The organism is Stenotrophomonas sp. FW305-C-20-S1 (assembly GCF_058783335.1).
On sequence record NZ_JBYTEK010000014.1, the window covers coordinates 26,398 to 50,824 of the forward strand.

Annotated in this window: 20 protein-coding genes and 1 tRNA gene; 6 read left to right on the plus strand and 15 right to left on the minus strand. The window is 66.9% G+C overall.

Annotated features, from left to right (window positions below; translation table 11 throughout):
* Position 1: 1 nt before the first annotated feature.
* The 5 genes from AC3WTC_RS09740 to AC3WTC_RS09760 form a co-directional block, all read right to left on the minus strand.
* Positions 2–757: a PP2C family serine/threonine-protein phosphatase gene (locus AC3WTC_RS09740; protein ID WP_033830639.1), complete on the minus strand. Its 756-nt coding sequence runs from the start codon at positions 755–757 to the stop codon at positions 2–4.
* A gap of 2 nt (positions 758–759) precedes the next feature.
* Positions 760–1,440, minus strand: coding sequence for a vWA domain-containing protein (locus tag AC3WTC_RS09745; protein WP_492711339.1), 681 nt, complete (start codon positions 1,438–1,440; stop codon positions 760–762).
* A gap of 148 nt (positions 1,441–1,588) precedes the next feature.
* A tRNA-Thr gene (locus AC3WTC_RS09750) sits at positions 1,589–1,664 on the minus strand.
* Positions 1,665–1,748: 84 nt separating this feature from the next.
* Positions 1,749–2,753 (minus strand): 2-hydroxyacid dehydrogenase, encoded by a 1,005-nt coding sequence (locus AC3WTC_RS09755; protein WP_492711340.1) that lies wholly within the window; start codon positions 2,751–2,753, stop codon positions 1,749–1,751.
* 97 nt (positions 2,754–2,850) lie between these two features.
* On the minus strand, positions 2,851–5,739 hold the full coding sequence (locus AC3WTC_RS09760; RefSeq protein WP_492711341.1) for an autotransporter domain-containing protein: 2,889 nt from the start codon (positions 5,737–5,739) through the stop codon (positions 2,851–2,853).
* A 267-nt stretch (positions 5,740–6,006) separates the two neighbouring features.
* Here AC3WTC_RS09760 and AC3WTC_RS09765 point away from each other — a divergent pair, with 267 nt between their 5' ends.
* The 5 genes from AC3WTC_RS09765 to AC3WTC_RS09785 are packed head-to-tail and all read left to right on the plus strand — an operon-like array spanning position 6,007 to position 12,012.
* Positions 6,007–6,507 (plus strand): RNA polymerase sigma factor, encoded by a 501-nt coding sequence (locus AC3WTC_RS09765; protein ID WP_080149532.1) that lies wholly within the window; start codon positions 6,007–6,009, stop codon positions 6,505–6,507.
* Entirely contained in the window at positions 6,504–7,472 is a 969-nt protein-coding gene (locus AC3WTC_RS09770) for a FecR family protein (protein WP_492711342.1), read from the plus strand. Before AC3WTC_RS09765 ends, AC3WTC_RS09770 begins: the two co-directional genes overlap by 4 nt.
* 11 nt (positions 7,473–7,483) lie before the next feature.
* Entirely contained in the window at positions 7,484–10,297 is a 2,814-nt protein-coding gene (locus AC3WTC_RS09775; RefSeq protein WP_492711343.1) for a TonB-dependent receptor domain-containing protein, read from the plus strand.
* Between the two features lie 45 nt (positions 10,298–10,342).
* Entirely contained in the window at positions 10,343–11,311 is a 969-nt protein-coding gene (locus AC3WTC_RS09780) for a hypothetical protein (RefSeq protein ID WP_492711344.1), read from the plus strand.
* Positions 11,308–12,012: a hypothetical protein gene (locus AC3WTC_RS09785; protein ID WP_223482124.1), complete on the plus strand. Its 705-nt coding sequence runs from the start codon at positions 11,308–11,310 to the stop codon at positions 12,010–12,012. Before AC3WTC_RS09780 ends, AC3WTC_RS09785 begins: the two co-directional genes overlap by 4 nt.
* 8 nt (positions 12,013–12,020) lie before the next feature.
* Here AC3WTC_RS09785 and AC3WTC_RS09790 read toward each other — a convergent pair whose 3' ends face one another.
* The 7 genes from AC3WTC_RS09790 to murJ form a co-directional block, all read right to left on the minus strand.
* Positions 12,021–12,686: a lysoplasmalogenase gene (locus AC3WTC_RS09790; RefSeq protein WP_263929746.1), complete on the minus strand. Its 666-nt coding sequence runs from the start codon at positions 12,684–12,686 to the stop codon at positions 12,021–12,023.
* Positions 12,683–14,566, minus strand: a complete 1,884-nt coding sequence (locus AC3WTC_RS09795) for a M61 family metallopeptidase (protein ID WP_492711345.1) — start codon at positions 14,564–14,566, stop codon at positions 12,683–12,685. Before AC3WTC_RS09795 ends, AC3WTC_RS09790 begins: the two co-directional genes overlap by 4 nt.
* A gap of 256 nt (positions 14,567–14,822) precedes the next feature.
* Complete coding sequence (ispH, locus tag AC3WTC_RS09800) at positions 14,823–15,773, minus strand: 4-hydroxy-3-methylbut-2-enyl diphosphate reductase (RefSeq protein WP_059063475.1); 951 nt, start codon at positions 15,771–15,773, stop codon at positions 14,823–14,825.
* 27 nt (positions 15,774–15,800) lie between these two features.
* Positions 15,801–16,325 carry a signal peptidase II gene (gene lspA, locus AC3WTC_RS09805; RefSeq protein WP_032975973.1) on the minus strand — a complete coding sequence of 175 codons (525 nt, stop codon included), beginning with the start codon at positions 16,323–16,325 and terminating at the stop codon, positions 15,801–15,803.
* The gene (gene ileS, locus AC3WTC_RS09810) at positions 16,325–19,156 is read right to left on the minus strand and encodes an isoleucine--tRNA ligase (protein WP_492711346.1); all 2,832 of its coding nucleotides are present in this window, start codon (positions 19,154–19,156) and stop codon (positions 16,325–16,327) included. The genes lspA and ileS overlap by 1 nt, the downstream gene beginning before the upstream one ends.
* Positions 19,153–20,100: a bifunctional riboflavin kinase/FAD synthetase gene (locus AC3WTC_RS09815; protein ID WP_025873849.1), complete on the minus strand. Its 948-nt coding sequence runs from the start codon at positions 20,098–20,100 to the stop codon at positions 19,153–19,155. Before AC3WTC_RS09815 ends, ileS begins: the two co-directional genes overlap by 4 nt.
* A gap of 75 nt (positions 20,101–20,175) precedes the next feature.
* Positions 20,176–21,780 carry a murein biosynthesis integral membrane protein MurJ gene (gene murJ / locus AC3WTC_RS09820; protein WP_139784945.1) on the minus strand — a complete coding sequence of 535 codons (1,605 nt, stop codon included), beginning with the start codon at positions 21,778–21,780 and terminating at the stop codon, positions 20,176–20,178.
* 116 nt (positions 21,781–21,896) lie between these two features.
* On the opposite strand from murJ, the gene rpsT reads away from it, so the two are divergent.
* The gene (gene rpsT, locus AC3WTC_RS09825; RefSeq protein ID WP_025873851.1) at positions 21,897–22,166 is read left to right on the plus strand and encodes a 30S ribosomal protein S20; all 270 of its coding nucleotides are present in this window, start codon (positions 21,897–21,899) and stop codon (positions 22,164–22,166) included.
* A 190-nt stretch (positions 22,167–22,356) separates the two neighbouring features.
* On the opposite strand, the gene obgE is transcribed toward rpsT, so the two are convergent.
* The 3 genes from obgE to rplU form a co-directional block, all read right to left on the minus strand.
* The gene (obgE, locus tag AC3WTC_RS09830) at positions 22,357–23,412 is read right to left on the minus strand and encodes a GTPase ObgE (RefSeq protein WP_025873852.1); all 1,056 of its coding nucleotides are present in this window, start codon (positions 23,410–23,412) and stop codon (positions 22,357–22,359) included.
* Positions 23,413–23,605: 193 nt separating this feature from the next.
* Positions 23,606–23,869: a 50S ribosomal protein L27 gene (gene rpmA / locus AC3WTC_RS09835; RefSeq protein WP_049467623.1), complete on the minus strand. Its 264-nt coding sequence runs from the start codon at positions 23,867–23,869 to the stop codon at positions 23,606–23,608.
* Between the two features lie 11 nt (positions 23,870–23,880).
* A complete protein-coding gene (gene rplU / locus AC3WTC_RS09840) occupies positions 23,881–24,198 on the minus strand; it encodes a 50S ribosomal protein L21 (protein ID WP_004148331.1) in 318 nt (105 codons plus the stop codon).
* Between the last annotated feature and the right edge of the window lie 229 nt (positions 24,199–24,427).

Sequence of the window (24,427 nt, forward strand, 5' to 3'; positions counted from 1 at the left end):
CTCAGGCCGGCAGCGCGACCAGCAACGTCTTGTCGTCGCCGGTGATCTGATCGGTGCGCGGGTCGGCCAGCGTCGCGTGCAACGCCTGGCTGCCGTGGGTCTCGTCCACGCCGGCCAGATAACGGATCACCGGTGCGATGAACGGTTGGAACAGGCTGTCGCCCGCGCGCGACATCGCAAACGGCTGCACGCCGTCGGACATCAGCACCAGCGCATCGATGGCCCCTTCGAAGCGGGTCAACCGCAGCTGCTCGCGCCAATTGCCACCGGTCACGAACCAGGTTTCGTTGGCGTACTCGCCATTGGCAGGCAGCGATACCGCATCGGGCGATTCATTGCTGAACGCACACGCGGCCACGCCATCGCCGACATGGAAGAACCAGCCGCCATCGCGTGTAGCGACCGCCCCTACCAGCGTGCAGGCATGGTCGGATAGCTTCAGGCCCTGGCTCAGCGCAAGCATCGCCAGCTGCCCGCGCGCATCGTCGACAGCGGTTTCGATGATGCTGCGCAGCGCGTCCACCGGCAGTGCCAGTGGATCGGCGCCGAGCTGCGCGGACCCGGTAACCGACGCCGCCACGCTGCTGGATACATGCCGGGCGCCCACATCGCTATGCGATGCGGAGCCTGCGCCATCGCAGACCACCGCGACCAATGTCTGCCCCACCTGCACCGACGCATAGGCGTCCTGGCAGGGCTGCCCACGGTCCAGATGGGACCGTCCCGTGGCCGATGCGGCCATCACGCGCCAGGCCATGGTCAGACCGGCACTTGTGACCAGCTGTCGGTGGCCGGCAATTGCACCTGGCCACCGGGTGTCGAATTGGAGACTACCCGCATGCTGGCGCTCAGCCACAGGAACAGTTCCTTGAACTGCAGGCCCTGCAGGCGCTTCACGCCGCGCTCGCCATTGCGGCTGAACTGACCCAGCACGCTCATGTCAGCATTGCCGACAGCGATCGGGAACACCGCCACCTTGTTCTGCTGCTCGGCCTCGCGGCACTGCTCGGCCACCGCTTCCCAGGCGTCCGTGGGCTGGCCATCGGACATCAGGAACAGCCACGGCCGGGTGTAGGCAACGCCGGCCTGGCGGAAGCGCGCCTTCTCGTCTTCAATCTCCTGCAGCGCCACTTCCACGGCCGCACCGGTCGGCGTGGTGCCATTGGCCGACAACGTGGGCGCGGTGAAATCCATCGCATCGCACCAGTCACAGCTGATGGCCGCGTTGTCCATGCCGCCGTACTCGACCAGCAGCACGCGCACACGCTTGGCCGCGATCACATCGGCTTTCAGCTCCTGCTCCAGCAGCTTCAGGCCCGCGTTCAACTGCTCGATGGGGCCACCACTCATGCTGCCGGAACAGTCCAGCACCAGGATCAGCGGCGTGCGCTGCTCACTGTTGTCGACCAGCGAAACATCGGGGATTGCAGCAATGGACATGATGGGAAGCCTCCGTGCGGGTGAACCAGTGCAGGTGATCTGCGCGGCCGATTATAGGCAGAGCTGAAGGGCCCAGGGGCGAGGGCCGACGGAGAACCGTGCCGCCCAAACAAAAAGCCCCGGCCAAGGCCGGGGCTTTTGCTGAAACTGGTGCCGGAAATAGGAATCGAACCTACGACCTACGCATTACGAATGCGCCGCTCTACCAACTGAGCTATTCCGGCGAAGCAGGCAATTTTACGGTCGCCCTGCCCCTGCGGTCAATCCGGTCGTGACGATTGCCGTCAAACGCCCACCCGCCCGGCCCCTCAACCCGCCGCCACCCGGTTGCCGCACTCCCGCCCCGCCGCAAAATCGGCCAGGTTGCCCAGCGTGATCGCCGAGATCTCCTGCAGCGCCTCCACGGTGAAGAAGCCCTGGTGGCCGGTCACCAGCACGTTGGGGAAGGTCATCAGGCGCTGGAAGGCCTCATCGTCGATGATCTCGCCGGACAGGTCCTGGAAGAACAGCGCGCTTTCCTGCTCGTAGACGTCGATGGCCAGGTGGCCGAGCCGGCGCGACTTCAGCGCGCGGATCACCGCATGGGTATCGACCAGGCCGCCACGCGAGGTGTTGACCAGCATCGCGCCGGGCTTCATCCGCGCCAACGAGCCGTCGTCGATCAGGTGTTGGGTATCCGGGGTCAACGGGCAATGCAGCGAGACGATGTGCGAGCGCGAGAGCAGCTCGTCCAGTTCAACCATCGCGCCGATCCCGGTGAACGCCGGCGAGGGATATGGATCGTGTCCCAGCACGGTGCAGCCCATGCCGCGGAAGATGCGCGCGGTGGCCAGCCCGATCTTGCCGGTACCGACGATGCCCACGGTCTTGCCATGCAGGGTGCGGCCGAGCAGGCCATCGAGCATGAAGTTGCCCTCGCGCACCCGGTTGTAGGCGCGATGGGTGTGCCGGTTGAGGGTCATCACCAGCGCCAGAGCGTGCTCGGCCACGGCTTCCGGCGAGTAGGCCGGCACGCGGGCGACGAACAGGCCGAGCGCATTTGCGCTGGCCAGGTCCACATTGTTGAAGCCGGCACAGCGCAGCAGCACCGCGCGTACGCCCAGTGCATGCAGGGCCTGCAGCACCGGTGCATCGAGCCTGTCGTTGACGAACACGCAGACGGCGGCGCAGTCCTGTGCCAGCGCGGCGGCGTGCACGTCCAGCGCCGCGTCGAAATACACGAACTGGAAATCCTGCCCTGCCCCCTCGTGCTGGTTGGCTTCCTCCAGAAAGCGGCGGTCGTAGGGACGGGCACTGAAAACGGCGATCTGCATGGCAAGGCCTGCGCGGAAATCCGCCACGACCATAGCGCACCCGCCCCCTGATGGGGATGGCACCGGCGGCGCGACGGCCGCCGGTGCCGGTACTGCCTTAGAACGTATAGCCCAGGCCCAGCATCACGCCGTTCTGCAGCTGGCCGTCGCGGCGCTCGCCCACGTAGTCGACCATCACCGACAGGCGATCGGTGGCGCGGCTGGTCACGCCCAGGTTCCAGGCCAGCACCTGCTCGCCCACGGTCTGGCTGCTGGCACCGAACACCAGGTCCGGCGCCGCGGCGAAGCCGGTGCTGTAACGGGCCTGGGTGTCGCCCAGTTCCTTCTGCCAGACAACGCGCGCGCGCGGGGTGATGCGCTCGCCGTTGTTGCCTTCGAAGGTCTTGAACACCTGCAGGCCCGCGCCGACGCGGATGCTTTCCAGGCTGTCACCACGCCCCACCAGTGCGCCGGCCCCCTGCCCTTCATTGAAACGGGTGGCCGAGGTGCGCGCGTAATCGACCACCGGCAGCAGCGGCTGGATCACTACGCCCTTGGCGGTGGTGAACGAGAAGCCGTGCTCCAGCCGGGCCGAGATCGCATCGTTGTTGTACTTGGCACGCAACGGACCCGGCAGGCCGTCGATGCCATCGATGCTGCGGCGGGTGTCGTGGCGCAGGTCGGTGTAGCGCACCGAGGCCGACAGGTAACCACGCGAGTAGGTGGCATCCAGGTAGCCGCCCACATCCAGCGCACGCACGTCGCCGGTGAACCCGGAACCATCGCGGCCCTTGGTCGACATGTCCGCGGCGGCAACGCTGACGCCCAGCGTCACCCGGTCATCGGCCAGCTGCGTATCGGCACCGAGCACGATCCCGCCGACGGTATGGCTCAGGCCGGCCACGCCGCCCTCGCCATCGATGCGGCCATGGCTGCCGAAACCGCGTCCCCAGAGGCCATGGCTGCGCGGCGCTTCGTCGCCGAAGTTGGTGCTGCCACCGCCCGTCCCCGCCGGCTCCACCAGATGCATCGCCAACTGGTTGAACAGACTGCCATTGGCCATGCCCGGCTGAGCTGACGCCGCCTGCGCGGCCTGTGCCGCCAAGCCACCGGCATCACCGCTGCCGCTGCGCCGTGCGGCCTGGTGCTGCTGCACCACGCTGCCGATGCTGCCGACCAGCGCGTTGTCGGCCAGGCGCAGGCTGGCATGGCCATCACCGCGCAGCGCACCGGCCTGCTGGGCGATCACATCGCGGTCAGCGAACTGCAGCGCCCCCAGCAGCGGCTTCAGCCCGGCATCCTGGCGCTGGCCGGCAGTGGCCAGCGCGCGACCGAGTCCATCGTTGCCATTGTTGCCGGTAAGCTGCGCGAGCTGGTCGAAGCCGGGGTTGGCGGTCAGCGACAGGCCCTCGGCGGTCTGGTTGATGTTGAAGCTCAGCAGCGAATTGTGGCGCGGCCGGAACACCTCGCCGTCGGTGATGCTGGCCGTATAGCCGGTGTCACCCAAGCGCACCGCATCGGTGAAACCGCCCTGGTAGATCGGGCCGCTCACCAGCTCACGCTGGTAGTTGCCGGCGTAGAAGCCCTGCGCCACGTTCAGTTCAAGGTGGGCGCCCGGCGAGATGACCAGCGCACCCTCGTTGGCGCCGCTGTCGTAGAAGTCGCCCACACGCAGGCGCCCGGCCTGGTAGCCGCCGGCTTCAGTCACGTCGAACAGCACCTTGCCGCCCGGCATGATGTTGACGTAGCCGTGGGTGACCAGATCACCACTACGCGGCATCAGGGTGCCGTACACGCGTAGGCGGTTGAAGCCATCCTCGCGGTACGAAGGACCAGTGCCATTGAGCAGTGCGCTCGAGTCGGTGGCAACCGAGGCGATGTCGCCGTGACCGACCACCATGCCGCCCGCCAGCACGCGCAGCTCCGGCGTGCGCAACGCGCCGCCTTCCAGGGCGATGGTGCCGTTCTCCACCAGCATGAAATCGGCGCCGGTGGTTTCGGCGGTGCGCCAGGTGCCGCCCTTGGCGACGCGTATCACGCCAGCCGAATTGCCCAGCGTGGAGGCGTCCAGTTCATCCAGGCGCAGCTGGCCCAGAAGGAGCTGCTGTGTACCCGGATCGTTGAGGTAATCCTGCACCGAAGCCGGGCCGATGCCGTTCGGGCCGGCGCTGGAGCGGTTGTAGATGTTCACCGCATAGTTGATGTACGTGGTGGCGAAGTCTGTATCGTTCCAGCGCGCGAAGTCGTCATCGACGAACGCCTGCAGCTGGCGCGCAGTGCGCAGGTAGCCTGGATTGATGTCGCCGCTGACATTGCCGGTGACCGTCAGGGTATCGCCCGGATCGCGGTAACCGGCGGCGGTGATGATGTTGTTGCTGTAGATGTCCTGGCCGGGGAAGGTCTCCAGCCTGCGGCCGCTGCCATCGGGATCGAAGCTGACCGAAGCACCGGTGGTCCGGGCCGGGTCGCGGAACACCAGCAGGCCGTTGGGCTGCACCACCTCGTACATGGCCTTGTGCAGCAGGCCGGCATCCATGCCGCCGCCGTAGTTGCCGGTGTAGATCTCGGTCATCCGCGGCGACGGCGTGTAGATCACCTTGCCACTGTTGCTGGCAGCGTGGATCTGCACCGAGTCGACCAGCGGCAGGTCGCCGGCCAGGTAACGTTCGACGCCACCGGACTGCATGATCGAGCAGGACGAGATGCAGTGGCCGGACACGATGGTGTTCAGGCCGTTGGTGCGGATCACGCCCTGCAGCCACTCACCCGCGATCAGCGCGCCACCATTGGAGGTGCGCAGCACGACTTCGCGGATCGGGCGGCCTTCGGCCTGCGCTTTGGCCAGCAGCGCCGGCAGCGCGACGACGTCGGCGACGGTGACACCGCCACTCAGCACGACGCGATCGCCCTGCACGTGATAATTCATTGCCATGACGTCATCCATCTGGCCCAGGGTCGCGATACCCACCAGGCCTGCCAGGGCGATGCTCAACTTCGAATGCTTCATTGCGTTCTCTCTCTCCGCCCGCACCACGCGGGTCGAAAGCAGAACGCAGCAGCGGGCTCGCCGCCCCCAGTCGACGGCGAGAAAAAACATGAATGCATTCACAATGGAAATGCGGGAGAAACGTGGGCTTCCCCATCCGGTCACCGTCGCGTAAAACTCGGTGACGCGTCCGTCATCGTCGTCCGAGGCCCTCCCCTGTCCGCGCCCTCCCCTTTGCTCCGTCCTGCGCCGGATCTGCCCGGGGTTCCGGATGCCTTCATCGCATTCGTGCGCGAGGAACGCGCGCCGCTGTGCGCTTTCCTGCGCGCCCGCGGTGTCGGCCCCGAGGATGCCGAGGACATCGCCCAGGACTGCATGGAGCGCCTGATCCGCTACCGCGCGCACGGCACCGAGGAGCTGCGGCTGCTGCTGTACCGCATCGCCCGCAACCGCCTGGCAGACCGCGGGCGCTCGCCACAATCGCGCAACCACCTGTCGCTGACCGAACGCGACGGCAACGAAGAAGCCGCCAGTGCTTCTCCTGATCCGCTGCGTCAGGCAGAATCCGGGCAGATGCTCGCCCTGCTGCGCCAGGCACTGTTCAAGCTGCCCGAACGTGCCCGCGAGGTGTATCTGCTCAACCGCATCACCGGGATGAGCTATACACAGATCGCCCGGCATTGCGGCATCACCGCCAAGACCGTGGAAAAACACATTGCCCGTGCATTGCAGGGCCTGCGCAAGGAGCTGGGCCCCGATCCTCTCCACAATGATGGAGATGCCGAATGATCCGCAACGACAACAGGGATGACACGTTGCTTTTTGAACACGCAAGCGCCTGGGTGGCCCGGCTGGACGCCTCCGACTGCAGCGCCGAAGAACGGCAGTCCTTCGAGGACTGGTTGGCCGAGGATCCGGCACATGTCAGCGCGTGGGTGCAGGCCGAGAAGCTGCACCAGCGCAGCGCCGGCCTGGCCAGCGACCCGTGGCTGCGCACCGCCGCCGCGCGTGCGGCACGCCGGCCACAGCGGCGTTGGCTGCCCGGTGTCGCCGCCGCTGCAGGCGTGTGCCTGGCCGTTGGCCTGGGCTGGATGCTGTACACCGATGGCAATCCCACACCGCTGACCTACGCCAACGCCAGCCTGCTGCCGCAGCAGCGCACCCTGGCCGATGGCAGCATCGCCACCCTCGACGCCGGCACCACGCTGACCGCACGCTTCGGCTGGCGCAAGCGCGAACTGGCGCTGGAACACGGTCGCATCCAGCTGCAGGTCGAACCGTCATCGCGCTCGCTGCGGGTGCAGGCCGGCGGCAGTTCGATCCGCGATATCGGCACCACCTTCCAGGTTGAACGCCTGGCTGACGGCCGGGTCGAGGTCGCGCTGCTGGAAGGCGTGGTGGAAGTCACCAGTGGCAGTGCGCAGCACACGCTCTCCCCGGGCCAGCAGTTGCAGGTCCTGGCCTCCGGCAAGATCCAACCAGGCCCGCAGCTGTCCTCGACTGCCGCCGCCGAGGCTTGGCCGCAGGGCAAGCTGGTGTTCGACGGCACGCCCCTGGCCACTGTGGTCGAGCGCATGAACCGCTATGGCAGCACGCCACTGGTGGTCGCCGACCCGGATATCGCCGACCTCGCGGTCAGCGGCACCTTCCGCGCAGGCGATGCGCATGAACTGCTTTCCGCCCTGGAACTGGGGTGGTCCATTGCTGGCCAGCCGCGCTCGGATGGCGCGCTGGAACTGCGCCGCACCTACTGAGGCGGCGGCCGATGCCGGCGCTTGGTGTGCTTCGTTGGGACGTGCTTCGGTGGGACGTGCTGCGCTGGGGTCTGCTGCAGGCCCTGTTGTGCGTTGTGCTGGTGCCCGGTGCGGCGGCAACGGCGGCGTCAGCAGAAGCCGTCAGACAGGTCGACTACCGGATCGCTCCCGGCGCCCTGCCGCCGGCCCTGCAGCAATGGGCACGCCAGAGTGGCATTGCCCTGGTGTTCGACGCACGTGAACTGACCGGCCTGCGCACCGGCGGCGTCGCCGGTTCGCTGGCGCCGGCCGCCGCACTCAAGCAGCTGGTCGCCGGCATGCCGGTGAATATCCTGCAGACCCCCAGCGGCGGATTCGTGGTGCGCCGGCACGCTGCCCCTCCCGCAGTGGTCGCGCAGCCGGTACGGCGGCCACCGCCGCCCGCGCCAGCGAAGCCGGTGCAGGTGGAACTGGCGCCGATCCATGTCACCGGCAGCCGCTTGCCGCGCACCTCCGTGCAGACCACGCTGCCGGTAACGGTGATCGATCGCGAGGACATCCTGCGCAGCGGCTACGGCACGTTGTTCGACCTGTTGCGCCACCTGCCCGGCATGAACGGCCATCCGCCATTGAGCACCTCGCGCAGCGGCGACTCGCTGTACCTGCCGGTCGGCGCGGCCGCCACCACCAGCCTGGACGGCATGGGCCCACGCGCCACCCTGTTCCTGGTCAACGGCCGGCGCCTGCCGCGCTATCCGATGGTGTCGCTGGAAGAAGGCGGGCTGACCGATCTGGGAGGCATTCCGCTCAGCTTCGTCGAGCGCATCGAGCTGGTGCGTGGCGGTGCTTCGGCCATCTACGGCGCCGATGCGATGTCCGGCGTGGTCAACATCATTCTGCGTGACCAGGCCGAGGGACCGGAAGCGACGCTGCAATCGGGTGTCAGCAGCCGTGGCGATGGCGATCAGTACCGGCTGCAGGCGGCCACGGGCGGCGTACGCGAAGGCGGCGACCGCTGGTTCGCCGGCATCGATCTGCATCGCCTGCAGCATGTGGCCGGTGACCAGCGCGACTGGCATGCGGAAACCTCGCTGTACCCGATCGGGCTGATCATGCCCAACGGTGATTACTACCCGGCCACGCAGTGCCATCCGCCATTGCAGAGCGAAGACGACGGCTGCTGGTTCGACAACGCACGCCCGCGCTCGCTGCAACCGGCGTCGGAAACGCTGTCCGGCTACCTGCGTTATCGCCACGAGCGCGGTGACGGACGCTACGCCTACGTGGAAGCACGCGCCAGCCACAACCGCCAGCGTTTCGAGCTGGGCCCGACCGCCGTCGCCCTCAATTTCAGCCGTGGCGCGATCCTCAACGTGGTCCTGCAGGAAGGCGGCGAAGTGCGCCCGCGCGTGCATGCCACCGAAGGCGACATCAGTTTCGGCATGGGCCGTGAGCGCGCCGGCCGCAGTTGGGATGCTGGCCTCAGCGCGCAGCGCAGCCAGGTGGACCTGCGCACCGAAGGCACCGTGCGCAGCGAACGCCTGCTGGAAGCAGCACGCACGCTGGACTTCCTGCCCGGATTTTCCACCCTGCCGGCGGGGCTGGCAGAGGAGCTGTTCCCGGCCATCCACAACCGCGGACGTACCGAGCAGTGGCAGGGCTGGTGGGGCATGCAGCGCACCCTGATGACACTGCCCGGCGGTGCAGCACAACTGGCCACCGGTATCGATCTGCGCCGCGAGCGCTGGACCTCGCTGCCCGATCCGCTGCTGGGCAAGGGCGAGCTGGCGCTGGGACTGCCGATGGAGCAACGCCGGCTGTCGCGGCAGAGCAACGCCGCTTACGCCGAAGTGGGCCTGCCGTTGGCGCCGACACTGCGCCTGGACGTGGCCGCGCGACTGGACCGCGATGGCGGTGACACTGCGTTTTCGCCGCGTGCCGGCCTGCGCTGGAGCCCGAGCCCGCACTGGTCGTTCCTGCTGGCCAGTGGCCGCGGCTACCGCGCTCCCAGCATCTTCGAGCGCCGGCGGCCACCGGGCTACTTCGGCCTGTATGGCCTGCCCGCCTCGGAGTCCCTGCCGACGTGCGCGCGCCCGCTGCGCGATGGCGGCTGCGCGGTGGAAGTGGAGGTGGCGGAGAACGACGGGCTGAAAGCCGAGACCTCGCGCAGCCACTCGCTGGCCGCCAGCTGGACACCCAACGATGCGTTCTCGCTGTCACTGACCCACAACATCGTCGAACTGCGCAACGAGATCCTCGCACTGCAACCCAGCGATGCACTGTGGAATCCCGGCACCTGGGAACTGGATGAGCAGGGCCGCCTGCGTGATCTTCGCCTGTCATTCGACAACATCGGCCGCACCACCTCGCGCAACTGGGTACTGCGTGGCGAGTACCGGGTGGATACCGGTCGCAACGGGCAGTGGCTGTTCTCGCTGGATGCGTTGAAACAGCAGGAGCTGCGTCGTGATCGCGGCCATGGCGAATCGGTGGACCTGCGCGGGCATGCCACGCCGGCGAACGCGGGCATCCTCAACGTACAGTGGCAGAACCCGTCCTGGGACATCGCCCTGCGAGGCAACCGCGTCGGCCGCACCCGCGCATGGCTGGCCGGTGAAGCGTGCGCGCAGGAGCAGCATGACCAGGGCCGTTGCATGAACCCGGCGCAGCTGCGCTGGAACCTGCATCTGGCGCGGCGGCTGAGCCTGCGCGTGATTGCCGCACTGGACGTGCACAACCTGCTTGATACGCGGCCGGTAAACCACCTGGTCGGCAGCGGCGGGCAGATGCCCGGGCTGGACGATCCACTCGGGCGCTACTTCCTGCTGACCCTGCAATTCCGCTGAGCGTAGTACCCTACGCCGCCTGTTCCACGGCGTCGAAGGCGAGTCATGAAAGCCTACCTCTGGTTCCTGGGCGCGCTCATGCTGTTCTTCGCGCTGCCCTTCCCCTGCCTGCTCTACTTCGGCACCAGCTGGCCGCTGGAAGCGGGCGACCGCAGCGCGCCCTGGCTGGCACTGGCCCTGCTGGCGACGTCGCTGACGCTATGGCTGGTGCTGCTGTACGCCTTCCTGCATTACCTGCTGCTGGCGCCACCCCGTGCGTTACAACGTGTGCGCGGCATCCTGGCCGACGGCACGCCACGCAACGCACGCATCGAGCAGGCCGAACAGACCGGCGTGCAGGTGCGCGGCTTCGCGCAGTGGCGGCTGCAGCTGGCCTTCGACAATCTGTCCGGCACCCCGATCACCGAAACGCTGGTCGTGGTCGACAGCAAGCCACAGCTGCAGCGCTTCACCGTGGGCAGCCAGCTGGAGGTGCTGCTCAGCCCCACACCCGGTCCCGCGCCCAACCTGATGCTGGCAGGATCGCAACCGGAACTGGACCGCGCCAGCCTGTGGCGCCGCGGCATCGGCAGCCTGATCGGCATTGTCGTGGTCGCTGCCGCTTACGTCATGGCCTATCGCCTGCAGAGCGATGGACTGGGCTGGACGTTCCTGGGCTTCGGCCATCCGCTGCTGGTCTGCCCGCTGGTGCTGTGCGGCTACCTGATCGGCCTGCGTCTGCTGGCGCGCCTGCTGGCCGGCACACTGCAGATCGACGCGCGCGGCGAAGCGCTCAAGTACCGTGGTATCGGCGCCGAAGCGCAGGTGCTCGACGTGCGCCAGACCGGCACCTACGTCAACGAACAACCGCAGGTCGAGTTCAAGCTGGAATATCTCGACCGCGAGGGCAACGTGCAGCAGGCCAGCGTGCGCCGCTTCGTTGCGCTGCTCGAACTGGCCAACATTCCACGCGGGCAGGTCGACATCCTCTACGACCCGGATGATCGCCGCAGCGTGCGCATGGAGCACGCGTGAAGCGGCCCGTGTCCACGCCGCTGGTGTTCGCCGGGGTGGTGCTGGCCCTGGCCGGTGCCGCCACGGCAGGCGGCGCATTGCAGACCGTCAACGCGACCCTGCGTGGCGCCGCATCGACCGTGCCTGCGGATGCGTTGCAACAAGACCCATGGGAACAACCGTTGCGAACGGTGGCCATCGCAACGCCACGGGCGGCGCCCGAACCGATGCCGCTGTCAAGGCGCGCGCGGCCGAACCTGCTGCTCGACAGCGAGCGCCTGCAGGTGGCACGGCAGGCGCTGGAGGCGATGCCCGGACTGGCCGGCGAACGCCTGGTCGTTTTCCACAGCATCCACTTCCATGACGACGGCCGAATCGACATCGACCTGGTCGATCCACAGCAGCCGGGCCACGTGGATAGTTACCACTACCAACGCGGACAATGGCGCAAGGGCGATGCGGTGAATCCGCAGCAGTTCGCGCCGACCATCACCCTGCGCCGCAGCAGCACTGCACTGGCCAACATCGATTTCGATGCCGTGCCACGGGTGACGCAGGCCCTGCAGCAACAGCGCAATGCACTGATGCGTACGCCCGCCGACGTCGGCCATGTGTATGTGGTCATCCGCAAGGGCGGCAAGCTGGCGTGGTTGCCGGATGAAGTAGCCGGCGACCGCCAGACCGTACGCCTGCGCTACGACGCCAAGGGCAACCTGCAGTAGAAAAAGGGCTATCTCACCGAGCGGGCGATGGCGTACTGCGCAGCGTAGTAGGTGGACAGCACCAGCAGGCTGGCCATCGGCAGGCCACCGCCGAAGCGATCCCACGCCAGCAATGAATCACTGGCCACGAACAGCAGTGCGCCAGCGGCAGCCCAACGCGTGCTGCCCGCTTCCAGTGCGTCGACGTGCGGCCGCTTCCAGTAGCGGGCCAGTGCCAGCACCGCCATGGCGGCAAGCACCACGACATAGGCCAGCACCGGAACGCGCATCGGCAGCGGTAGATGCGGCCACAGGCCGGTGACGTTGATCGAAGCGAATGCGGCAAGCAGCACGAAGGCAGCGAGCAATCCGCGGCCCGCGCGCAGGCCGGCACGGAACGCGGCGATGTAGCACAGGTGCGCCAGCAGGAAGGCCACCAGGCCTGGCACGAATGCGTCGATCGGCAGCATCAGCGCGATATCACCTGCACAGGACAACAGCATGCCGGCCAGCACCGCACGCCGGTAGAACGCATCGCCCGCCGGCCGCGCCTGCCAGGCGATGGCGGCGATCAGCAGCGTGGTCGCCGGCTTGGCCAACCAGTGCAGCCAGCGCCCGTCGCCGTCCAGGTAGGCGCCGATGATGGCCAGAACGGCCACCACCAGGATCAACCCATCGCGCGTGCGCAGCTTCATCGTGCCTTCCACAGCTCTGCAAGGCGATCCGGGCGGCCGGCGATGCGCTCCAGCACCGGATACTGCAGGCCACCGTGGTAGTCGATCTTCATCGTGTCGATGCGGTCGAACTGCTTGACCAGCAGCGTGACCGGCGCCTTGTCAGTGGCGGCCGCAGCCACCGCATCCTTCAAGCGCTGGCTGCTGTATTCGCGGCCACCAACGGCGATCACCTTCATGCCGGGTGCCAGGCCGGCATTGAACGCCGGGCTGTCCCAGACCACATCACCGACCACGCCACTGTCGAGCACCGTCGCTCCCAGCGAGTAGGCCAGCAGCGCTGCCTTGGCGCGCTTTTCCTGCGCCTTGTAGGCCTCGTTAGGCGCATCGCGGTAGACCAGCTTCCAGCCCGCCAGTTCCAGGCCACCGGTCAGCGATCCGTGCCCGTCCAGGCGCTGGCGCAGGAAGCTCGCCCAGTCGTACGGCGCGATGCCGTTGAGGGTCGCCACTACGTCATCGAAGGTGTACGGATTGACGTCCCAGTCGCCGTTGCCGACGCCGAAGAAGGCACGCGCGAAGTCATCCAGGCTGCGCCGGTTGCCGGTGAGTCCACGCAGCTTGCCCTCAACCTCCAGCCACAGCATCTGCCCGCCGGAGTAGTAGTCCTCGCTCATCTGGTAGTTGCGGTACGGCAGGGTGCGACGCTGGGCGATGGTCGGGTCATTGGTGGTGTCCTGCAGCGGTCGCCAGGCCAGGCCCGGGCGACCACGATCATAGGTGGCGGCCACGTTGGCCAGCATGTCGCGCGCCTGCTCGCTGGACCACAGCCCCGAACGTGCGGCCAGTACCTGGCCCCAGAACTGGGTCTGCCCTTCGTACACCCACAACAGGCTGTCGCCCATCGGCGTATTGAAGTTGGCCGTGGCCAGGTCGGCACCACGACGATACTTGCCGTTCCACGAATGGGTGTACTCATGCGGCAGCAGGTCGCGCATCCACGCGTTGCTGTCCCACTCGGTGAAGTAGCCCGGGTCGGCGCTGTTCTCGCTGGAACGATGGTGCTCCAGGCCGATGCCGCCGAGGCGATCGGTCAGCGCAAGCAGGAATTCGTAGTGGTCGTAGTGGCGCGCGCCGTACAGCTTGTCCGCCTGCTGCACCAGCGCACGGTGCGCCTTCAGCTGCGCGTCGGTCGGCTTCAGCGATTTGGCATCGTCGGCGAACACGTTCAGATGTACCGGCGCCTTCGCGCCCGGGTCGAGGTCGATGCGCTGGTGATGCTCACCGGCAAACAGCGGCGAATCGACCAGGTGGTCATAGGAAATCGGCTTGAACACCACGGTGTCGCCATCGCGGCGTGCGGTTTCCAGTGCGGTCGCGTAGGCCCAGCCCTTGGGCAGGGTCACGCTGGCCTGCGCCTGCAGGTTGCGCGCGTCCACGCCGGCCGGATACAGCGAGTTGGCGTTCCACTGCAGGTTGAGCATTTCCGGGGTCATCACCACCCGGCCCTGGCTGCCGCCCTGCGAGGACAGGAAGTCGAAGTGGGCGACGATCTCGCTCACGCCCTCGGGCACGTTCACCTTGAATGCATAGACGTTGTACTGGTCACGCTGCCAGGCCAGCGGCTTGCCGTTGGCAGTGACGCGCAGGCCGGCCAGCTTGTCGATCGGGCCGGTGGGCGAATGGTTGCCGGGAATCCACTGCGGGTACAGCAGGGTCATCGGGCCAGGCTTGGCCGGTACGGTGGCAGTCACCTTGAAGATGCGCCGGGCCAGGTCGCGTGCATCGACGTCGATGCGCAGCAGGCCGGGGGCGGCGGTATCACCCGGTGGCGGAGTCTGCGCCAGCGCGGGCGTAGCCGCCAGCGCGAACAGCACGGACATCACCAGGGCACGGGCTTTCATCGGCAACTTCCAGCAGCGAAGGATTCCCCGATGCTAGGCCTGTGAGGTGCCGAGCCCCATGGCCGAAGGTCATGGTCAGTGGCGCATCGACCAGATGCGGCAAAGCCTCATCGGAGCGCTGGCGAAGACTGACAGCATCCACGCATGGCGTGGATCTACTGGAAAGCAGAGCAGTACCGGGTAGATCCACGCCATGCGTGGATGACGTACAGCCGACAATGCGAACCAGGGTTCGCACCACCGGCAGCGCTGCCGGTCAGTCGACCAGGCGCAGGCGCAGTTCCTTCGGCAGCGCGAACACCATCGATTCCGGCTCGCCGTCCAGCTCACCGATACCGGACGCGCCCAACTCGGCCAGACGCGCCAGCACGCCATCGACCAGCACCTGCGGTGCCGAGGCACCAGCGGTCACGCCGATATGCTGCTTGCCCACCACCCAGGCCGGGTCGATCTCGTGTGCACCGTCGATCAGGTAGCTCTCCACGCCTTCACGGCGGGCCAGCTCGCTCAGGCGGTTGGAATTGGAGCTGTTCGGCGAACCGACCACCAGCACCAGGTCACAGCGCTTGGCCAGGTCGCGCACGGCGTCCTGGCGGTTCTGCGTGGCGTAGCAGATGTCGTCGTTCTTCGGCCCCTGCATCGCCGGGTAGCGCTCGCGCAGCGCATCGATGATGCCGCGCGTGTCATCCACCGACAGCGTGGTCTGGGTGGTGTAGGCGAAGTTTTCCGGCTGGTTGATGTGCAACGTGGCCACCTGCTCCACGTCCTCGACCAGGTAGATCTGGCCGGTGCCCGCTTCGCGGTTCCACTGGCCCATGGTGCCTTCCACTTCCGGGTGACCGGCGTGGCCGATCAGCACCACGTCACGGCCGGCACGGCAGTGACGGGCGACTTCGAAGTGGACCTTGGTCACCAGCGGACAGGTCGCATCGAACACTTTCAGGCCACGGCGCTCCGCTTCCTGGCGCACGGCCTGGGACACGCCATGGGCGCTGAAGATGACGGTGTTGTTGTCCGGCACTTCGTCGAGTTCCTCGACGAAGATCGCGCCGCGCTGCTTCAGGTCATCGACCACGAAGCGGTTGTGCACCACTTCATGGCGGACATAGATGGGCGCGCCCAGCGTTTCGATCGCGCGCTTGACGATCTCGATCGCACGATCGACACCGGCACAGAATCCACGCGGGTTGGCGAGCAGCACATCCATCAGTTCAGTCTCCCGGCAGCGGCCGGCTTACGGTTTCGGGTTGGCATTATCCGCCTTTTTGGCGGACTTGCCGTCGAACAGGCCAAAGAGGGCGATGCCTACGGCACCCACCACGATGGCCGAATCGGCGATGTTGAACGACGGCCAGACATGCTCGCCGACGTACCACTGGATGAAATCGACCACGTGGCCATGCACCTGGCGGTCGATCACGTTGCCGATCGCACCGCCGATGATCAGCGCGTACGGCACGGCGGCCTTCCAGTTGCCACGGGCGGTCGCGCGCAGCCACCAGGCCATCAGGCCGCTGATGGCGATCGCCAGCACGGTGAAGAAATGCTTCTGCCAGCCACCGGCATCGCTCAGGAAGCTGAACGCTGCCCCGGTGTTGTAGGTGCGGTACCAGTTCCAGAAGCCGTCGATGACCACCACCGGCTGGAACTCCGGCAGGCTCGACAGCACCCAGGCCTTCGACCACTGGTCCAGGCCGATGATGACTGCCGACAGCAGCAGCCAGATCAGCGCATTCGGATGCGGGCGCGCGGCGGCCATCAGAACCAGCTCCGCACTTCGCCGGCACCGGCGACGTTGGTCACGCAGCGGCCGCACAGTTCCGGGTGGTCGGCACTGCTGCCGACGTCGGCACGGTGGTGCCAGCAGCGCACGCACTTGGCTTTCTGCGTCGGCTGCGCGCTGACGAACACCTCGTCGGTGGTCGCCGGACGCACCTGCACGTCACCGCTGATGAACAGGAAGCGCAGTTCATCGGCCAGCGGCTGCCAGCGGGTCGCCTGCTCTTCGCTGGCGGCGATGGTGATCTCCGCTTCCAGCGCGGCGCCGATCGCACCATTGGCGCGCATCGGCTCCAGCACCTTGGCCACCTGCTCGCGCAGGGCCAGCAGCTGGTCGAAGTCGGCCGCGTTGAGCTGTGCGTCGGCCGGCAGCGGAGCCAGGCCCTCGTACCAGGTGGTGAACAGCACGTGGGCGGCACGGTCGCCCGGCAGATACCCCCACAGCTCATCGGCGGTGAAGGTCAGGATCGGCGCCACCCAGCGGGTGAACGCTTCGGCGATGTGGTACATCGCGCTCTGCGCCGAACGACGACCATCCGAATCGGTCGGCATCGTGTACAGGCGGTCCTTGGTCACGTCCAGGTACAGCGAGCCCAGGTCCACGCTGCAGAAGTTCAGCAGCAGCTGCACGATCTCGGCCATGTCGTAGTTGTCATACGCGGCCTTGATCTTCTCCTGCAGTTCCCAGGCGCGATGCACGATCCAGCGGTCCAGCGCGACCATCTCGTCGAGCGGGCGCAGGTGCTGGGCCGGATCGAAACCGTCCAGGTTGCCCAGCAGGAAGCGTGCGGTGTTGCGCAGGCGACGGTAGGCGTCGGCGGTGCGCTTGAGGATTTCCTGCGACAGCGACATCTCGTTGCTGTAGTCGGCCGAGGCGATCCACAGGCGCAGGATGTCCGCGCCCAGCTTGTTCATGATTTCCTGCGGCTCGATGCCGTTGCCCAGCGACTTGGACATCTTGCGGCCGTGCTCGTCCACGGTGAAACCGTGGGTGAGGCACTGCTTGTACGGCGCGCGCTTGTCGATGGCCACGCCGGTCAGCAGCGAGGACTGGAACCAGCCGCGATGCTGGTCCGAACCTTCCAGGTACAGGTCGGCCGGCTTGCCGAAGCCACGGGCAGCCAGCACCGCTTCGTGGGTCACGCCCGAGTCGAACCAGACATCAAGGATGTCGGTGACCTTCTCGTAGTCGGCCGCTTCAGCGCCCAGCAGTTCGGCCGCGTCCAGCGAGTACCACACGTCGATGCCTTCGGCCTGCACGCGGTCGGCCACCTGCTGCATCAGCTCCACCGAACGCGGGTGGATCTCGCCGGTCTGGCGATGGGTGAACAGTGCGATCGGCACGCCCCACGTGCGCTGGCGCGAGATGGTCCAGTCCGGGCGGCCGTCGACCATGCTCTGGATGCGCGCCTTGCCCCACGTCGGGAACCAGCCGACGGTGTCGATGGCGGCCAGCGCATCGCTGCGCAGGTTGGCCTTGTCCATCGAGATGAACCATTGCGGGGTGGCGCGGAACACCACCGGCGTCTTGTGCCGCCAGCAGTGCGGGTAGCTGTGGCGGATCTCGACGAAGGCCAGCAGCGCGCCGCTGTCGCGCAGCACCTGCACGATCGCCTCCTGCGCCTTCCACAGGTGCTGGCCCGCCAGCACCACCTCGCCTGCCGGCGGGGTCGATTCCAGGTATACGCCACGGCCGTCAACCGGGGTCACCTGGCCGGCGTTGTACTTGTCCAGCAGGCCGTACTTCTGGCTGACCACGTAGTCTTCCTGGCCGTGGCCGGGGGCGGTATGCACCGCACCGGTACCGTCCTCGTCGGACACGTGTTCGCCGTTGAGCACGAGGATCTCGCGCTCCGGGTAGAACGGATGGATCAGCAGCTGGTTTTCCAGCGCCGAACCTTCGGCCTCACCGTGCAGCACCACCGCGTCCACGCCGTAGCGCTGCAGCGAGCGCTCGGCCAGTGCAGCGGCCAGCACCAGCCAACGGCGCTTGCCGTTGTGCGCCGGGCCTTCGGCCAGCACGTAGCGGATGTCCGCGCCCAGCGATACCGCCAGCGAGGCCGGCAGCGTCCACGGGGTGGTGGTCCAGATCGGCACGGCCATTTCCACGTCGGCCGGCACGCTTACGCCGAACGCCTGCGCCACGGCCTGCGCATCGCGCGCGGTGTAGGCCACGTCGATCGCCGGCGAGGTCTTTTCCTGGTATTCGATCTCGGCCTCGGCCAGCGCCGAACCGCAATCGAAGCACCAGTACACCGGCTTGGCGCCGCGCAGCAGGTGGCCGTTGGCGATGACCTTGGACAGCGCGCGGATCTCGTTGGCCTCGAAATCGAAGCTCAGGGTCTTGTACGGGTTGTCCCAGTCGCCGGTGACGCCCAGGCGCTTGAAGTCGGCGCGCTGGATGTCGATCTGCTCCTCGGCGAACTCGCGGCACTTCTGCCGGAACGCGACCGCATCGAGCTTCACCCCGACCTTGCCCCACTTCTTTTCCACCGCGATTTCGATCGGCAGGCCATGGCAGTCCCAGCCCGGCACATAGGGCGCATCGAAGCCGGCCAGGTAGCGCGACTTGACGATGATGTCCTTGAGGATCTTGTTGACCGCATGGCCCAGGTGGATGCGCGCATTGGCGTACGGCGGACCGTCATGCAGCACGAACAGCGGGCGGCCGGCGGCGTTGTCGCGCAGCTGCTGGTAGAGCCCCTGCTCTTCCCAGCGCGCCAGAATGCCCGGCTCGCGCTTGGGCAGGTCGCCGCGCATCGGGAATTCGGTGGCCGGCAGGTTGAGGGTGGTCTTGTAGTCCTGGCTCACGCAGTGGCTCGCAATCTATGTTCGGAAAGGATGGCACGCGCCTGTTCGGCGTCGCGGTGCATCTGGTCGGTCAGCGCCGCCAGATCGTTGAATTTCTCTTCGTCACGCAGTTTGGCAACGAATTCGACTTCGATGTGGCGCCCGTACAGGTCGCCCTGGAAATCGAACAGGTGCGCTTCCAGCAGCGGCTCCACGCCGTCCACGGTCGGCCGGGTACCGAAACTGGACACCGACGGCCACGGCTGGTCGAACACCCCGTGCACCCAGGTCGCGTAGATGCCCGACAGTGCCGGGGTCTTCGGGAAACGCAGGTTGGCGGTGGGGAAGCCCAGCGTACGGCCGAGCTGGCGCCCGCGTACGACCCGCCCGCTGATCGAGTACGGGCGACCGAGCAGGTCGCCGACGCGGGCGAAGTCGCCTTCCTGCAGCAGCTGGCGGATACGGGTGCTGGAGATGCGGTCACCATGCAGGTCGACCGCTTCGATCTCGCCGGCGCTGAAACCGAGCTCGGCGCCCAGCGCCTGCAGCAGGGCCAGATCGCCACGGCGACGGTTGCCGAAACAGAACTCCGGCCCGATCCAGACCTCGCGGGCGTTCAGGCGCTGCGCCAGCAGCTGGCGCACGAAGGTTTCGGCGGGCATCGCCGCCATCGCCGCGTCGAAGCGCAGCAGGCCGATCGCATCAACGCCCAGTTCGTGCAGGATCTCGACCTTGCTGCGTGCCAGGGTCAACCGCGGCGGCGGCGTACCCTGGGCGAAGAACTCACGCGGCAAGGGCTCGAAGGCCACCGCCACCGCAGCCACACCCAAGGCGCGCGCACGCGCGACCGCGTGCCGCACCAGCGCACGATGGCCCAGGTGGAGGCCGTCGAATGCACCGATGCAGACCACGCTTCCGTTGGGGAACAGCTCCCCGCCCTCGACGCTTCTGAACAGCCTGCTCATCAACTCTCGTTCCGGCCGGCCGAAGCCCGCCCCTTCAATGGTGTAACCCTGAAGTATAGCCGCCGGGAGCCACGATCAATGCCCACGCAGGTCGCGCGGACGGAAGCCCATCGCCACCATCGCCAGCAGATAGGTCAGCCCGCCACCGCCGACCAGCAGGCCGAGCGCGCCGATCCGTTCCCACACGCCCATCGACGAGAAGCCCGGCAACCAGTACAGCAGGGCCAGCAGCACGCCGACCATCGCCGTGCACGCCAGCAACAGGCGCAGCAGGTAGCCGCCCCAGCCCGGACGCCGCTGGTAGACATCGGTCTTGCCCAGCCAGTACCAGAGCAGCCCCAGGTTCAGGTAACTGGACAGCGCGCTGGCGATGCCCAGCGCCAGGTGCAGGCCGGGCTGCTTGCCCAGCGCCGCCATCACCCCCTGCGCCTTCAGCTCGTCGGGCACCATCACCTGGTACAGCACCGCCAGCAGGGCGAAGTTGAACACCATGTTGGCCACCAGCGCGGCGACGCCGGCGCGCACCGGCGTCCTGGTGTCCTGGCGCGCGTAGAACGCCGGCAGCACCACCTTCAGCAGCGCGAACGCCGGCAGGCCGAAGCTCAGGCCGTACACCGACAGCGCCGTCATGCGGGTGTCGAAGGCGGTGAACTGGCCGTGCTGGAAGATCGTGGAGATCAGCGGTTCGGCCAGCAGCACCAGGCCCAGCATCGCCGGCACCGAGATCAGCAGGGTCATGCGCAGGCCCCAGTCCAGCGAGCGCGAGAAGCCTTCGCGGTCAGTGCTGACGTGGTGCCGGGCCAGCGCCGGCAGGATCACCGTGCCCAGGGCCACGCCGAACACGCCCAGCGGCAGCTCCAGGAAGCGATCGGCCAGCGACAGCCAGGACTGCGAACCGTCAGTCAGCTTGGCGGCGATGACGGTGTCCAGCAGCAGGTTGATCTGCGCCACCGACGAGCCGAACAGGGTCGGCACCATCAGCGTCATCACCTTGCGCACGCCCGGATGGTTCCAGCCCCAGCGCGGCAGGGTCAGCAGGTCGATGCCCTTCAACGAAGGCAGCTGGAACAGCAGCTGCAGCAGGCCGGCGGCCAGCACCGCCCAGCCGAGGGCGAGGATCTGCTTTTCCGGTGTGCCACCCAGCCGCGGCGCCAGCCACAGCGCGCCGGCGATCATGCACAGGTTGAGGATGACCGGGGTCAGCGCCGGCATCGCGAAGCGCTGGAAACTGTTCAGCGCACCGCCGGCCAGGGCCGTCAGCGAGACGAACAGCAGGAACGGGAAGGTCAGGCGGAACAGGTCTATCAGCAGGCCCTGCTTGGCCGGGTCGGTGTCCACCCCACTGGAGAAGACCGACGCCAGCTGCGGCGCGAAGATCAGCGCCAGCGCGGTCACCAGCATCAGCACGCCGCCCAGGGTGCCGGCGGTGCGGGCCATCAGTTCACGCAGCTCGGCGTGGCTGCGGGTTTCCTTCACCTCGGTGAACACCGGCACGAATGCGGTGGCAAAGGAACCCTCGGCGAACAGCCGACGCAGGAAATTGGGTATCCTGAAGGCGACCCAGAAAGCATCGGTGATGGCGTTGGTGCCGAAGGTCGAGGTCACCACCTGGTCCCGGACCAGGCCGAGAACCCGCGAGACCATGGTCATGCTGCTGAACGACAGCAGGCCCCGCAACATCTTGGGTGAACTCACTCAACGTCCCTCTTGACAATCGACTTGACGTACATTTCTTACGCCATCATACTAGCTAGCTTGCTGTTCCCATAACACCGATTTTTCAGGAAACCACCACCGTGGCCAATATCAAGTCCGCCAAGAAGCGCGCCAAGCAGACCGTCGTGCGCAACGCGCGCAACGTGGCTCAGCGCTCGATGCTGCGCACCGCTGTCAAGAAAGTGATCAAGGCGCTGGACGCCAACGATGCCGCCGGCGCTCAAGCCGCCTTCGCCGTTGCCCAGCCGATCCTGGATCGTTTCAGCGCGCGTGGCCTGATCCACAAGAACAAGGCTGCTCGCCACAAGAGCCGCCTGAACGACCGCATCAAGGCCCTCCAGGCCGCCTGATCCGGTTGGTTGCTGGAGCCTCGGCTCCGGCAGCACGCAAAAGCCCGGCCTCGGCCGGGTTTTTTGTTGCCTGCAATCTTGCGATGCCCGGGGTCAGATCCCTTTTCCCGCAGAAAAGGGATCCGACCCCATTCGGCCGCCAACAAAAAACCCGGCCGAAGCCGGGTTTTTCGCGGGAACCACAACGGCATTACTGCGCGTTGCGTGCCGCCTCGAGCTCGTCTTCCTTCTGGCGATCGAAGAACGCCATGATCCGGCTCATGATCGGGAAGGTGCCTTCGCGACCCAGTGCGGACACCAGGAACCACGGCTCCTTCCAGCCCAGCTCGGCGACGATCTTCTCGGCAGCGGCCTTGGCCTCGTCCTCGAACATCAGGTCGGCCTTGTTCAGCACCAGCCAGCGCGGCTTGGCCAGCAGCTCCGGATCGTGCTTTTCCAGTTCGCGCTCGATGGCACGCACCTGCTCGACCGGCGACACACCTTCCACACCACCTTCCATCGGCGAAATGTCGACGAGATGCAGCAGCAGGCGGGTGCGCTGCAGGTGGCGCAGGAACTGCGCGCCCAGGCCGGCACCGTCGGCAGCACCTTCGATCAGGCCCGGAATATCGGCGATCACGAAGCTGCGGTAGTTTTCCACCTTCACCACACCCAGGTTCGGGTACAGCGTGGTGAACGGGTAATCGGCCACCTTCGGCGTTGCCGCAGAGACGGCGCGGATCAGGGTGCTCTTGCCGGCGTTGGGGAAGCCCAGCAGGCCGACATCGGCCAGCAGCTTCAGCTCCAGCTTCAGCGTGCGCTCCTCACCCGGCTCACCCGGCAGCGCCTGGCGCGGCGAGCGGTTGGTGGAGCTCTTGAAATGCATGTTGCCCAGGCCACCGCGGCCGCCCTTGGCCACCAGCAGGCGATCACCATGCTGGGTCAGGTCGCCGATGATTTCATCGGTGGCCACGTTGATGATCACGGTGCCGACCGGCACGGTGATGACCATGTCTTCGCCACCCTTGCCATAAGCCTGGCGGCCCATGCCGTTCTCGCCGCGCTGCGCCTTGAAGATGCGGTCATGGCGGAAGTCGACCAGGGTGTTCAGGTTTTCGTCGGCGCGGATCCACACGCTGCCGCCCGCACCGCCGTCGCCGCCGTCCGGGCCGCCGAGCGGAATGAACTTCTCGCGACGGAAGCCAATGCAGCCGTTGCCGCCGTTGCCGGCGAACACTTCGATTTCTGCTTCGTCTACCAGTTTCATTGTTTCGATGCCTGCGATGGGCGCGGCATGCACGCCGCCACCTTGATGTAGTGCCGGCCGCTGGCCGACAACCGGGCGATGCCCGTTTTACCATTGATTCCAACGAAAAGCCCCGCCGAAGCGGGGCTCTTCATGCAGCGAGCTCTTCATCCAGCACGGCCATGCCGAGGCATGGGCGCCGGACGCAGCCTTATCAGGCTTCGACCGAGACGACGCTGACGGTGCGACGCTTCTTCGGGCCCTTCACCGAGAACTCCACCTTGCCGTCCGTCAGGGCGAACAGGGTGTGGTCACGGCCGAGGCCGACGCCGGTACCCGGGTGGAACTGGGTGCCGCGCTGACGCACGATGATGTTGCCTGCTTCGATGGCCTGGCCGCCGAAGATCTTGACGCCGAGGTACTTCGGGTTGGAGTCGCGACCGTTGCGCGAAGAGCCTACGCCTTTTTTATGTGCCATGACCTATCTCCTTACTTGCTGCCACCGGCAATGCCGGTGATCTCGATTTCGGTGTAGTACTGACGGTGACCCTGGCGCTTCATGTGGTGCTTACGGCGACGGAACTTGATGATCCGGACCTTGTCAGCACGACCCTGGGACAGGACGGTGGCGGTGACCGCAGCGCCGCTCAGGGCGTCGCCGATCTTGATGCCATCGCTGTCGCCGAGCAGCAGGATGTTGTCGAACTTGATCTCGCTGCCGACTTCGACTTCGAGCTTTTCAATGCGGAGCTTTTCGCCCTGCGCCACGCGGTATTGCTTACCGCCGGTGACCAGTACTGCGTACATGACCAGACTTCCTCTGTAGTTATTGTGGTCTATGGACTGCCGCCGTCGAGGGCGGACAGGAGCGGGATTGTACGCAGAGGGGCCCGGACGGGTCAAGTCAACCCCCTGAACGGCCCGGGGCCCCCCAGGCAGGGGTCAGATCCCTTTTCACACGGTGAAAAGGGATCTGACCCCTGCCTGACAGGCGGTCTCACCGGGTGAGACACCGGGCTGGCATTGTCGCCCATTG

Coding starts and splice junctions, on each gene's coding strand:
- AC3WTC_RS09740 (WP_033830639.1), bottom strand. CDS start 757: ATGGCCTGGCGCGTGATGGCCGCATCGGCCACGGGACGGTCCCATCTG.
- AC3WTC_RS09745 (WP_492711339.1), bottom strand. CDS start 1,440: ATGTCCATTGCTGCAATCCCCGATGTTTCGCTGGTCGACAACAGTGAG.
- AC3WTC_RS09755 (WP_492711340.1), bottom strand. CDS start 2,753: ATGCAGATCGCCGTTTTCAGTGCCCGTCCCTACGACCGCCGCTTTCTG.
- AC3WTC_RS09760 (WP_492711341.1), bottom strand. CDS start 5,739: ATGAAGCATTCGAAGTTGAGCATCGCCCTGGCAGGCCTGGTGGGTATC.
- AC3WTC_RS09770 (WP_492711342.1), top strand. CDS start 6,504: ATGATCCGCAACGACAACAGGGATGACACGTTGCTTTTTGAACACGCA.
- AC3WTC_RS09775 (WP_492711343.1), top strand. CDS start 7,484: ATGCCGGCGCTTGGTGTGCTTCGTTGGGACGTGCTTCGGTGGGACGTG.
- AC3WTC_RS09780 (WP_492711344.1), top strand. CDS start 10,343: ATGAAAGCCTACCTCTGGTTCCTGGGCGCGCTCATGCTGTTCTTCGCG.
- AC3WTC_RS09790 (WP_263929746.1), bottom strand. CDS start 12,686: ATGAAGCTGCGCACGCGCGATGGGTTGATCCTGGTGGTGGCCGTTCTG.
- AC3WTC_RS09795 (WP_492711345.1), bottom strand. CDS start 14,566: ATGAAAGCCCGTGCCCTGGTGATGTCCGTGCTGTTCGCGCTGGCGGCT.
- ispH (WP_059063475.1), bottom strand. CDS start 15,773: ATGGATGTGCTGCTCGCCAACCCGCGTGGATTCTGTGCCGGTGTCGAT.
- lspA (WP_032975973.1), bottom strand. CDS start 16,325: ATGGCCGCCGCGCGCCCGCATCCGAATGCGCTGATCTGGCTGCTGCTG.
- AC3WTC_RS09815 (WP_025873849.1), bottom strand. CDS start 20,100: ATGAGCAGGCTGTTCAGAAGCGTCGAGGGCGGGGAGCTGTTCCCCAAC.
- murJ (WP_139784945.1), bottom strand. CDS start 21,780: ATGTTGCGGGGCCTGCTGTCGTTCAGCAGCATGACCATGGTCTCGCGG.
- obgE (WP_025873852.1), bottom strand. CDS start 23,412: ATGAAACTGGTAGACGAAGCAGAAATCGAAGTGTTCGCCGGCAACGGC.
- rpmA (WP_049467623.1), bottom strand. CDS start 23,869: ATGGCACATAAAAAAGGCGTAGGCTCTTCGCGCAACGGTCGCGACTCC.
- rplU (WP_004148331.1), bottom strand. CDS start 24,198: ATGTACGCAGTACTGGTCACCGGCGGTAAGCAATACCGCGTGGCGCAG.